This is a genomic window from Pseudoalteromonas sp. SW0106-04 (assembly GCF_001293805.1).
Classification (GTDB): domain Bacteria; phylum Pseudomonadota; class Gammaproteobacteria; order Enterobacterales; family Alteromonadaceae; genus Pseudoalteromonas; species Pseudoalteromonas ruthenica.
The window spans coordinates 180033-192242 of record NZ_BCAI01000001.1 but is presented as its reverse complement, the minus strand read 5'-3'; the positions used below and the strand labels follow the sequence as shown (position 1 = coordinate 192242).

The following is a 12210-nucleotide window of genomic DNA, read 5'->3' as shown; positions in this document are numbered from 1 at the left end:
TGCAGTTCCTAAAGTTTACGTTTAACACCCGATTTAGCGCGCTCTTTTATATTCGTTTGAATATAAATTTGATCCGTGGTCGCAATTTTTGCATGACCTAAATCTTCGGAAAGATGCTTGAGCGGCCTTGAAGCAGCATCATGAGTTGCCCCCGTATGACGCAGCCAATGAGCAGTTGCTGCTTGTAGCTTTTCCGCTTCTTCAGTGAAGCCATCGGCTACCAGCGCTGAGCTGGCCAATTCAAAACTTTGCGCAACAAGGCGGCGAATTTGTCTAACCGTCATTCCGCCTTTCCCCCGTATTTTATGAATTAGTGGGTAGGGTTCATCAACACGGGGCAGGGCACTTAACCCTCTATACAAACGGTAGCGTTTTAAATATGCAATAAAATCTTGGCTTAACGTAACATCACGGAGTTTGTTACCTTTGCCCATAACACGCAGAAACCAAAAGCCATCAGCGTCTTGCCAAAAATGCGACATGACAGGAGACCAATTAGTACGCTCAGACAACTCAGAGATCCTTAAATACAGGCCTTTCAAACAGGCTAAAGTAAAAAGATTACGTTCTAGATCAGGGTCTTCCTGACATTGCTCTTCGGTTACACGCAGTACATATTCCCACTGCAAATCACTGAGAGTATCCGGTTGATTGATTTGCGACTGAACAACTAAATAAGGGCAGTTCTTTTTAACTACCGGGACAAAATTCGCGAACGCTTGCTCTTCTAAAATAGCAAACTTATAAAATACATTAAGTGCTGTAAAAGTCGCATTTAAACTTTGTTGCGATGGCTTTGTCTCGCGTGCTATAAACGGTCGCCATTTTTCGTTGGCTTTACGTAAACCTTGATGCTGTTTAAAGCGCCATTGCACCGAGTCGGAACACCAGGTTTTATCTGGTTCAACAACAAAATCAATGTATTGCTCAATATCTTCTCGTTTCAAAGAAAACAAAGAACATGTTTTATTAAACCAAGTCCACAAAGCAAAGCGTTCTATCTCATTACGAAACCGAGTAAAAGTGGCATCTGACTTTCGACCGTATACGTATAAAAACCGGTAGATAAATAGCAAATCTTGTTTAACTTCAGCGACGTTTAAGCTTTGTTGAGCTATAAATGCGGCAAGTTCAGGGTATTCGCTGTGCAACGTATCATCTTCAAGATGCGCTATTTGATAGCGAAGTTGTTTAAAGGTATCGACTAGTGGCGTAGGCATACTGACAACTGGACTACAATAATATAAGGCATAGCTTACCATAAAGTCCGATACTGTCTAGTATTGGACATAAAGAAGGGGTTCTAAATGAAACTATCTAAATCGGTGCTAACGTATTCTTTTATTTTCACTTTGTTCGCGGTGCTGACCGGATGTGCAAGCACTGGCACGCCAGCGCAGAAACGACAAGTAGTTCAAGATATGCGCAGTGATACTCTTAATCGCCTTTATGACCAGAAGCCGGATGTTCGTAATCAACTAACCTCTGCAGCAGGTTACGCCGTATTTGATAATGCCAATGTGAACGTAATCTTTGCAAGTTTTGGCGGTGGCTATGGTGTTGCAAAAAATAATCGCACCGGCGAATGGACCTATATGAAAATGGGTGAAGCTGGGCTAGGGTTAGGCTTAGGAGTTAAAGATTTTAATGTGGTGATGGTGTTTCATACCGAAGATGCACTCAATTATTTCATTAAGAATGGTTGGGCATTTGGTGGTAACGCCGATGCTGCTGCAAAGCATAAAACTGAAGGTGGAGCCGTTGCCGCTGAAGCCCAAGTTGGCGATGTGACTATTTATTCCATGACTGAAACAGGGTTAGCTCTGCAAGCAGTTCTAAAAGGAACCAAGTTTTGGAAAGATGACGAGTTAAATTAAAATCAAGTCCTTTCGGCTCACGAAATAGTGAGCCATTCGTCTTCGAATTATGGAAAACCCTCTCAAATAACAGCTCTTCTCTTTAAATAAACAGGGGCTATCTTAAGGAATTTCAATACAACAACTAATTTAACATAACATAAATTATAGGCTTTTCTAACCATACAGTTCCTTCAATGTGGACAGTAGCTAGTCATATAATTTGTTGCTATCATAGGCCTGATACTTTTTAATTTAACAGTTACAACAAGGATAGTTTACATGATCACACCAGAAAGCCTATACATCATGGATGTCGCAGAGTTCACTAAAGATTTATATCGCATGGGTAATGCTACTTGGCCTAAATTTGATGAAGACAGAGCGAGAGTCGATGTTGTAATCACTAAGCAGGACGGTATAGAGATGGTAGTTGCTAATGGCAATGGCTTCTCAGCATTTGATCACCTCACTAGAATAATGAAAAAACCCGGTAAAAAGGTCTGGAAGATTGTAAAAGGTGCATCTTTGCCTAAAGAGCTCAAAATAGTTAAAGATATGCGACCTGGCCATGAAGGTCATTACATGATTGCCCCTGCAAAAAATATGACTCTTAAGAAGTATCTAGGCATATTAGAAGAACTAGGTTTAGATAGATCAAGAGTTAAGTTAGTTACAAAAGAGGAACTCGCAAATGCCAGCTAAAGGTATGAAGTTAATCGTTAGCGAATATCATATCATTCACGAAGCTTTAAAGTGTTATGAAGAACGTTTGGATAAGTTATCGTCGATGACAACCGATGAAGATCAAGAAGTCATATATGATGAAAAGCTACAGGATATTGAGGGGATGATTAAAGCCCTAAAAATTGCAGCAAAAAATGACTTTGATTTGGAGCTGTGAACCTATAGCTTGATCGTTTCTTTTTTTTTGAAAGTCTCATAGCGACTAATTTCATTAAGGAAATTAGTCGCTATCAATAGAAATAAGAAGGGTAGCTTCAACTACCCTTTTCTTTGACTTAAACGTTGATTCTGCTATTTTTTCTTATCCTCGAGGGCCTTCTCTTTTACTTTGAACCTGTCCACATAGCGGGTTCTTGTAGAAAAAATGATTCAAACGATAAAATAAAAAGGGTCGCTTTCACTGCCCTCTTATTCAAATCATTAATCAAAACAGATAAGCTCATTTGTCTGATAACGTGTTCTTTCTTCAGACAACAAACTGCTAAATGACGGCTAGCCGATTATGTAATCTTTGATATCAACGTCATCAATTTGCGAGTCGTTAAGATGTTGCCTTGCGTAATCCATGTAAGCACCGCTTGTTAAGAACAAAGCAAATAGATCTTTATCTATATGCCTATCTTGCGCCATAAATTTCATAATTTTCAGTGACTGGGATAAGGTTTTTGCTTCCTTATATGGCCGGTCATTTGCAGTCAGCGCTTCGAAAATATCGGCAATGGCCATGATCCGTGCAGGCACTGACATTTGCTCAGCAATTAATCCTCGCGGATACCCACCGCCATCCAACTTTTCATGATGCGCACCAGCATATTCGGGTACACGCTGTAAATCCTCTGGTAATGGCAGAGTTTCTAACATGCGAATGGTCGTAATAATATGCTCATTAATAATATACCTATCTTCTTTCGTCAAAGTGCCCCGGCCTATTTTTAAGTTATATAACTCGCCCAGATTTTTTTTATTTTCTGTTGGTTCCATATTAAAACCAAAACCTGAATTGCGGCTAAATTCCCTTTCATTACGTGCAAATATATGGCGATTTTTATCCGCAAGTAAATACTCTTGACCTTCAGTGGTATGCTCAAAACCTTTCATCCGCCGCTGTTCGGCCGGGGATAGCCCAAGGCAATCATCGAAATTTCGGTACCATGTTTGCTCTGCTATCGACTCCAATCTGCTGCGGTCTTGTTCAGACATCATTTCTCCACCGACATTGCATTTGGCAACAAAAGCAAAATCTTCCTTTAGTTGCTTTTGTCGCTGTTGAAGCGTTGCATAAAGCCTTAGTTGCTCTTCAGGCTCTCTATTTACGGCTTCAAGATAATCAATGCGTGCATCGCGGTATAACACTTCAAAGCGCATACGTATTTCGTGAATTCGATTATATATACACTCTAACTTAGAGCCTTTATCGACAATATGCTCCGGTGTCGTAATTTTACCGCAATCATGTAACCACGCAGCTACTTCAAATTCACGCCACTGCTCTTTGGAATTAAAACCAAAATGCGCAAATGGTCCCTTCTGTTGATTATTCGCTTCTTTCGCCAACATCATCGCCAGCTCTGGTACGCGAGCACAATGCCCCCCTGTGTATGGCGATTTTTCATCAATCGCCTGAGCAATAAGTTGAATAAATGCATCGAGCAATTCCTTTTGTCCGGCCTCAAAGTCACATATTGATTCAGACATATTAACCATGGCCGATGAAAGTTGGTGGATTTCCTCAATACGAGAGTCAACATAATGAACATGGTCATAGTCTCGTTGACCAATCTTTTGATTTTCTTCAATTAAGCGTTGAATGGGGTTGGCTAGATTACGCGCCATTTGGGAGATAATGATCAGTACTATAAATAACACAAATAAGGTTACTAACATGGCCTTTTTTACTTGCCATTGCAGTTGCGACAAGGCCTCATCCTCGCTGACTATGAGTGCGATGTATTCCTGATTCCCAGAACCAATGAGCCCCTCAACACGCGATATATAGGCATAATGTGTTTTGTTATCAATTTCTATTTCGTGCATGCGATCGCGTAGGGGTGCTTGTTGGGCAATATCCAGTAACTGCTTAGAGGGCAACTGTGAAAGCTCTGCACGCCGTCTGGGGCTGTCAAAGTCTAACCACTTTTGTTTTAGATCTCCTTTCAAACTTGGTTCTAGTTCATTAATAGCCCGATTTATAAACGTCATCAGCGGCGCTAAATCCTTTCTTACCGTGTGATGAAAGTTGAAGTCACTTTGTGATTTTAGTTCACTAATTTGGGTTATTTTTTCAAGCCCTTCAATATAGAAGTAAGCTTGAATGTAGTTGATAACCACCTCATCATCGAACACAACATCAACCTCCCCTCTGTTAAGACTCTTTAGCGCATCGAGGGTATCGTTGTATTCAATAAAGTGGGCGTTGCCTAAATGCGCCTTTAAAAACTTTGTCACTGCGTAGCCTTTTTGCGCAGCAATTCGCAACTCTTTGAAGTCACTTAAACGTTGTTGCCCTTGTGTCTCCCCCTGGCGCATGGTGGCAATCACCCTAGTGTCATAGTGGCCATTCGCAAATACACAAAACTGTTCACGTTCTTCGTTTTTCATAAGTCCAAGTAGCATATCTATTTTGCCGGACTTTAACTGCTCCACTAGTTCCGGAAACCGATAGCCGTTGATAAATTGCAGCTCGACCCCCAGTTTCCTCGCCAATAAACGAATATGCTCAACACTGTAACCCCGAGGTTGGCCCGATACTGAGTACTCAAATGGAGGGTAATCATCCATAACCCCTACTCGCAAAGTACCGACTTTATCTAAATAAGCACGCTGACGGTCGTCTAAGGTGATGGGTGTCACGTTCAGTTCTGATGGCGCATCAACACGTTGCTCTATGCTGACTTCCCCATTGTCATCAAATAAATAGCCATTGCCGGTTAGGGTATAATCAGGTATGTCCATGTATCTAGACAAAGAAGATAGCAACACGGTGGTCCCCGCTACCACGTTATTTTTGCCGGTAATCGCGTAACTCGTGCCAGGGCGACCTATAAAGCTAAACATATAGGGGGGCATTTTATTTACACTTTGATGTGATGCGTTCTTAAACCACGGCCTTTGCCGAGCATCGTAGTCTGTTGGCTCCTCAGTTTGTATTCGAACGTTAAGCTTGGAGTCGAGAAATTGGGTATACCTTTTCCTATCGCCGCCCTGACCATATATTTGTACAACAACCCAGCGGTCGTTAGGTGCTGCACCCCACACGCGCCTAATCCCGGGAGTGGACTCTAAATTAGATATTTCAAAGTAATCGCCGTTACTAAAGCCGTAAAATAATGAAAACACCTCTTCTTGAGCACTTAATAAAGCACTAAAGCGAGTTAGTTGCTCGCTGCTAATGGACCTGACATCACGAATATTTTGCAGCTTAATTACATTGGCGAGACTTACCGCAGCCTGCTCTTGACGTCGCGCTTGGCTGGCGACCTGAGTAGCGATTAATTCAAACTGCGTTGTCGCTGCATTTTTTGCAAGACTACTACTAAAGTAATAGTGTAGTGATATAGCCGCAATAACCGTGAAGGCGCAAGCAAATATGAAGGTTGTTATTAGTGTAACGCGTATTGTAAAACGCTTTTTCTTGTTGTTAACTTCCATGCCAGCATACATATTTTTAAAGCGGAAGTTAAAAGTATAGGTAGGTATTTCAACACTATGAAATATTTAGCTTAATTATTTTCTTGTTGACGCTGTTGTTGAAACCGCTGATAGTTCTGTTTTTGTTGCTCTAAGCACGCAAAATAGTCATCATCATTTTTATATGCACACTCGTCTAAGCGTTGAGATTGGGTTTCATGATAACGCTGGGTGCCCTTACAAGCACTCAGGGAGAGCATACACACCACGGGTAAAATATAGCTGAATTTAGTCATTAGGCAGTAGTTAGAAAACAATGAATGATAAATCAAAACAAGGTCCCTTCGCACGCTTACATCAAAAAAAGCAGTCAAAATTGGACCAGAGCAAGCGCCAAAAACAAGTTATCTCTTGCTATGCGCAGGACCATCATAAGGCAATTGCTGAACTTATTAAACATTGGCTTAAATAAACCTATTACTGGGTATAGTTATTAACTATTTTTTCCAACTCGCCATTACGCCTTAACTTATCTAATAAGCGGTTAGTATAAAGCATATTGATACGCCCGTTATCAGTTTTTGGAAACTGAAACTGGTAAAGAGCTGTGTCTATGGGGCGGTTACTTTTAACTAATTCACCCACCAGCTCAGGTCTTGACCTCAACAGATAATCATAAACATGCTCTGCAATTACAACAGCACTGAGTTGCCCATGCTCTTTGTCTGCCAGGGCCTTTAGCATATTTATTTCAGAGTAAAAGTTATCACGGACCATGTTGCCGTTATTAAGCAGCGGCATTAAAGTTGGATAGTGGTAGTCGAAGCGGGTTCCAATTCGCAGCGGCTTTTGGCGGTCGTTTGCTAACCTTTGCAGTTGTTTTATATCATTGATTGCTGGGCCGCTTGCCGGATAAACCAACACATCATTCACTTCAACTATCGCGTCACTCCAATAATAGTGACTGGCGTTTGCAACCCAGCGCTCGGAATCAAAGCGGTAATGAATTTGCCCTTCGTGTAACAACTTTAATGAGCGCCGTGAGGTATTTGGCTGCGCTTTATAGGCATGATCACTAAACGAGTTCAGCGCCACTAATAGGTCAGGAATAATGCCTTTGGTGGTATCACCCACGATACTATAAGGAGGGTAATGATCTGGTAAGCTGCCCTTCAACTCGTGAGCAGACACACTGAGCGCACTAACAAGGACGAATAAGCCAACAATAAAACGCACAGGCAAGACTCCTACCAACACATTGCAGGTATACTAGGAAATGCGCTGGTAAAAGTCTAGCTAGGAATAATAAAAAGGCACAAAAGTGCCCTATTTACAGCAGCTTAGTACCCGTTACAGATAATTTTCAGCATTCTTCTAAGCGGTTCTGCCGCTCCCCATAGTAGCTGATCGCCCACCGTAAATGCACTAATATAACGAGGCCCCATACTGAGCTTGCGAATGCGGCCAACAGGAATTCGTAAAGTCCCTGTGACATTGACAGGGCTCAACTCTTCGCTCGATGCACCGCGCTCGTTGGCAATGACATCGACCCATTCGTTGTGACTCGCAAGAATTTGCTCTATTTTGCTAACGCTAACATCCTCACGCAATTTGATGGTCAGTGCCTGAGCGTGGCAGCGCATCATACCTACACGCACGCATAAGCCATCAACCGGGATAGGTTGCTTCGAGGAACCCAAAATTTTATTGGCTTCTACTTCAGCCTTCCACTCTTCTTTGCTTTGCCCTGACGGCATTGGCACATCAATCCACGGGATCAAGCTACCTGCTAATGGCACGCCGAACTGATCATAATCCAGTGAACCATCTTTCATTTTATTCGCAACCAGCTTGTCTATTTCTAAAATAGCGCTGGCAGGGTCAGCAAGTTGCGAGGCAACGACACCATGAATATCACCCATTTGCTTAAGTAATTCTTTCATATTGCGCGCACCGGCGCCGGAGGCCGCTTGATAGGTCATGGGGCTAACCCACTCAACTAAATCTTGTTCAAACAAGCCCCCCAATGCCAATAGCATCAACGATACCGTGCAATTACCACCGACGAAGGTTTTTACACCTTGTTCAAGACCTTGCTCGATAACATCATGATTCACCGGGTCGAGCACAATAATGCTCTCGTCGCTCATACGCAGCGCCGAGGCGGCATCAATCCAATACCCGCGCCAACCACTGTCGCGCAATTTACCATAGACTTCATTGGTGTAATCGCCACCTTGACAGGTCACAACAACATCCATGCCCTTGAGCGCGTCAACATCGTAGGCGCTCAATAAAGGTTTAGCATCGCCGCCAATTGCCGGGCCCAACTGTCCTGTCTGTGAAGTGGTAAAAAAGGTCACATCAATATGAGTAAAATCATTTTCTTGTTGCATCCGCTCTAGCAGTACGGAGCCAACCATCCCCCGCCAGCCTACTAAGCCTACTTTTTTCATTACAGATTCCTCTTACTTACAAGTTTATTCATATTGCGTGAGACCCAGCGAGCACTGAGAATCTCTGACAATAGCACTGCAACGCCCAAGGCACTAGTGGGTTAGATACAACTTAAAATTATTTCATATAGCTAATATCATCCTATTAGCTAGTCACAATTTATTAACCATTCTGTCGCTATTTTGAAAACAGTTGATGGTGTAGTAAGTAGGTACACAGGCAGTCGGAGGTGTGCATTAACAATTAAACAAGGAAATAGTCATGAATTTATTCGTAACCTCTATCGCGGCACTGACGGTCGCAGTACTATCATCAACAGCGTCTGCTCAAAGCTCAGCGGTCAACTTGGCAGCACCAGACCAAGAGCAAGTAAGCTTTATGCGCGCTGAAGTGAATATGCTCAACAAACAAGGTTCATTAGCCGCTTCAACAGTGACCTATTATGGCCCGAAAGTGTGGGTCAATGGGCGTTTAGAGTCCTTCTTTGTGGGCTCAACCAATGGCAACACCTTTTGTGAAGCACGCGGTCACAATCAAGAAGTCTCTGGAAGTACCGTTACCTGTGGTGAAGATGAATCGTCTTATGCTGATTATGACTGGTATGGCAGTGCGTGGATTAAAAAAAGCACGGGCAGCAAAAACCAGTGTTATCCTCTTTATGCGACTATTAAATGCCGTTAATACGCATATAAAAAAGCCCAGCTCTCGCTGGGCTTTCTTTGTTGTTACGTGCAACTAGAACTCATATGCATAACTTACGCTGAATTCTACACCTTCTTCACGTGAACGCACTACGATGTCTGACTGCGTCACTTCTTTTTGCTCGTCTAACAGGTTTTGGACTTTGAATTTCACTTTAGAGTTGAAATCTGGGTACCACGTGTACACTAAGTCTAACGAGTGAAATGGTTGCTCATAGGCATCATCACGCCCCGCTACGCCAGCGGCGAGAATACGCTCACCAAACACGTTATAGACCAATGACGCACTATGAACGCCATCAGCAGAGTCGTAATTTAGCTGCATATTGACGACGTATTCAGAGTGACCCGTCATACGCTTAGTTGGGTTAGTTAGGTTTCCGGCTAAAGCAGGATCTATCTTCGCTTCGGAATCACTTAAAGTAATATTACCGCTGGTAAATAGTCCATCGCTCAAGAACGTCAGATCTTGAAGCCATTCTGCTTCTATACCATACACCTCAGCAGTTTCACCATTGACGAAGGTCGCGGAGTAGTCTTCATCACCAATACGCAAAACGGTCTCAATGGGTGCTTCTATATCCTTATAAAAGGCTGCGACACTGTAGGAGTTCCCTGCTTCACCGTAGAATTCGTAGCGAAGGTCGTAATTCTTAATCGGACTGCTCTTAAGACCGACGCGACCAAAAGTACGAATATCGGTTAGCGGGTCAAAATAGGTGACAGGGACCACTTCACGAAAGTCAGGGCGCACTACGGTTTCACCGTAACCGGCTCGAACTTGATATTGCTCTGCGCCAATATAAGTTAATGACAATGCGGGGAACCAATCATCTTCTAAGATAGTGCCATCTTCAATGTTCTCGGCAGACCAAATCGTTTGCAAATCTTCGCCATCAAAAATAAGGCTAGACGTACCAACTGAGGTTTGTTTGAATTCCTCATATCGTATACCGCCGCTAATGCGCAACCATTGGTCATACATTACATCGAATGAGCCATAGCCAGCATCAATCTTTTGACCAGCAATATAGTCATCAGCATCTGGTGGTGTTGGTTCGTTAAAATCGACCAAAATGGCGTTGCCATCGATAAATTGATCGCTTAAATAGCCGCTGTTAGTCAGCGGATCGCGACTGCCATCGTTGACATTGATCGCAGCACCAGCACTGTTGTTCACAGTGAAGCTAGAAGTGTTGTAGATTCTTGCTCGATCCGAAAAGTCATAACCTACCTTAAACTCGACATCGACACCATCAAACATCAAAGGCAAGTTAAAGTTACCACCATAGGAAGTTACACGTTCTTCCATATCGGTATATGACATGATCACGCGGTTGTCGTCTCCGGTGATCTCAGACCCCGCGTAACGACCGTTTTCGCCGTATTGATCGCGAAACTCAAAATCAACGTTGGTGGGAATATCTGTGGTTGCTTTCGAACGCGTATACTGCCAATCAAAGCCGACTCCCCATAAATCCAAGAAAGTATGCTGTCCAAGGAACTGGGATACATTGAGCTTACGCTCTTCAAGATTGAATTCGTGATTGCGATTAGCTAACCCGTCACCGGCAATGGTAAACGTTGAACTGCCCGCCGGGCTTTGTGAAATCGCTACTTCCGTTTCGTCTTCATTATCGACAATATAGAGTTGTTGAGCAGAAATACTATGTGTATCGAAGGTGTAACCAAGGCTTGCCGTGGCGTTATAACGCTCGTTCTCGGTCGTTACAGTCGAATTTTTCACGGTGTTATAGCACGAGTTTGCAACCTGCTCGGCAGAATCTAGGCTAGTCGCACAACTGCTATCGACATCTTGTGCAATCACAGATGAAAAGCGAGTTTGTGCATCCCATTCATTAACATACGCACCTGATAGTAAAAAGCCAATACGACCGCCGAAGTAATCCTCTTCAAAGCTATTGCCAATGTGCGCTTTGACGCCCATTTCCGGGTCAAGTGACTCTTCTTTCAGGCCATAGTTTCGTGGCAATGACTTTAACAATTGGTTATTGATAGCGGTCGCTTGCTGAGCACGCGTTCCTTGCTCATTGTCCTGCAAATAGTCTCTGTTAACTATATTGTTGATGCTAAAGTTCCCTTGATAGCGAACAATCGCATCTTTCATTGCTTGAGGAACGCCGGCATCATTACCATCATAGGTATAGCCTTCATCCGCTGTTGTGTTATAGCCAACGCCCAACTCCACTCCGGCAACAAAATCGCTGGGGATGGATTTGGTTCTGATGTCTATGTTACCGCCACCGAACGCCGCAGGCATATCGGGAGAGTAGGCTTTTTGCACCGCCATACTTTCTATGATGCTTGCTGGGAAGATATCCAGCGGCACGACGTTGCGAGTGAGGTCGGGGCTAGGGATATAGGCACCATTCAATCTAGCACTGGAATAACGCTCGCCCAGACCACGAACATAAATAAACTTACCATCAACTAATGTCAGGCCTGTCACACGACGAAGCGCTGAGGCAGCGTCACTGTCGCCAGTACGTGATAGTTGCTCGGCTCCGAGAATATCAGCAACGAATGCCTGATTTTTTCGTTCTTCAACCACAGCTGCAGCGCTTCCTTGAAGCCGAGTTCCTACAGCCACAACCTCTTCTATTTCATCGTTCGCTGCGAGCTCTGCTTCAGCTGCGATTAGGCCATTAGTGTGGACAAACAATCCCAGGCCAACCGCGAGGGTGAGTTTGCTCAGCCTATGTTGTTTAAACATGATATACATCCTAATCAGTTTGACAAAAAATAGGCGCCTACTGCTTTGCTCAAGCACCAAGGTGCCTCAATTTAACACTCTAAATAAC

General features: G+C 43.4%; 10 protein-coding genes. 4 read left to right on the top strand and 6 right to left on the bottom strand.

From position 1 onward, the window contains the following. Positions 1 to 8 precede the first annotated feature (8 nt). The gene (locus tag W04_RS00925; protein WP_053909435.1) at positions 9 to 1220 is read right to left on the bottom strand and encodes a tyrosine-type recombinase/integrase; all 1212 of its coding nucleotides are present in this window, start codon (positions 1218 to 1220) and stop codon (positions 9 to 11) included. Between the two features lie 87 nt (positions 1221 to 1307). On the opposite strand from W04_RS00925, the gene W04_RS00920 reads away from it, so the two are divergent. The 3 genes from W04_RS00920 to W04_RS00910 all read left to right on the top strand — a co-directional run bounded on the left by W04_RS00920 (position 1308) and on the right by W04_RS00910 (position 2760). Then, positions 1308 to 1877, top strand: a complete 570-nt coding sequence (locus tag W04_RS00920; RefSeq protein WP_022946885.1) for a YSC84-related protein — start codon at positions 1308 to 1310, stop codon at positions 1875 to 1877. 261 nt (positions 1878 to 2138) lie between these two features. Then, positions 2139 to 2561, top strand: a complete 423-nt coding sequence (locus tag W04_RS00915; RefSeq protein WP_053909434.1) for a hypothetical protein — start codon at positions 2139 to 2141, stop codon at positions 2559 to 2561. Then, positions 2551 to 2760, top strand: coding sequence for a hypothetical protein (locus W04_RS00910; RefSeq protein ID WP_053909433.1), 210 nt, complete (start codon positions 2551 to 2553; stop codon positions 2758 to 2760). Before W04_RS00915 ends, W04_RS00910 begins: the two co-directional genes overlap by 11 nt. Before the next feature lie 335 nt (positions 2761 to 3095). Here W04_RS00910 and W04_RS00905 read toward each other — a convergent pair whose 3' ends face one another. The 4 genes from W04_RS00905 to asd all read right to left on the bottom strand — a co-directional run bounded on the left by W04_RS00905 (position 3096) and on the right by asd (position 8686). Further along, a complete protein-coding gene (locus tag W04_RS00905; RefSeq protein ID WP_053909432.1) occupies positions 3096 to 6251 on the bottom strand; it encodes an HD domain-containing phosphohydrolase in 3156 nt (1051 codons plus the stop codon). Between the two features lie 71 nt (positions 6252 to 6322). Beyond that, positions 6323 to 6526, bottom strand: a complete 204-nt coding sequence (locus W04_RS00900) for a hypothetical protein (RefSeq protein WP_045979997.1) — start codon at positions 6524 to 6526, stop codon at positions 6323 to 6325. A 181-nt stretch (positions 6527 to 6707) separates the two neighbouring features. After that, positions 6708 to 7466 (bottom strand): ABC transporter substrate-binding protein, encoded by a 759-nt coding sequence (locus W04_RS00895; protein WP_053909431.1) that lies wholly within the window; start codon positions 7464 to 7466, stop codon positions 6708 to 6710. A 104-nt stretch (positions 7467 to 7570) separates the two neighbouring features. Continuing rightward, positions 7571 to 8686, bottom strand: a complete 1116-nt coding sequence (asd, locus tag W04_RS00890) for an aspartate-semialdehyde dehydrogenase (RefSeq protein WP_022946864.1) — start codon at positions 8684 to 8686, stop codon at positions 7571 to 7573. 262 nt (positions 8687 to 8948) lie between these two features. Here asd and W04_RS00885 point away from each other — a divergent pair, with 262 nt between their 5' ends. Then, positions 8949 to 9368 carry a hypothetical protein gene (locus W04_RS00885; RefSeq protein WP_053909430.1) on the top strand — a complete coding sequence of 140 codons (420 nt, stop codon included), beginning with the start codon at positions 8949 to 8951 and terminating at the stop codon, positions 9366 to 9368. Positions 9369 to 9422: 54 nt separating this feature from the next. Here W04_RS00885 and W04_RS00880 read toward each other — a convergent pair whose 3' ends face one another. Further along, positions 9423 to 12122, bottom strand: coding sequence for a TonB-dependent receptor domain-containing protein (locus tag W04_RS00880; RefSeq protein ID WP_045980212.1), 2700 nt, complete (start codon positions 12120 to 12122; stop codon positions 9423 to 9425). Between the last annotated feature and the right edge of the window lie 88 nt (positions 12123 to 12210).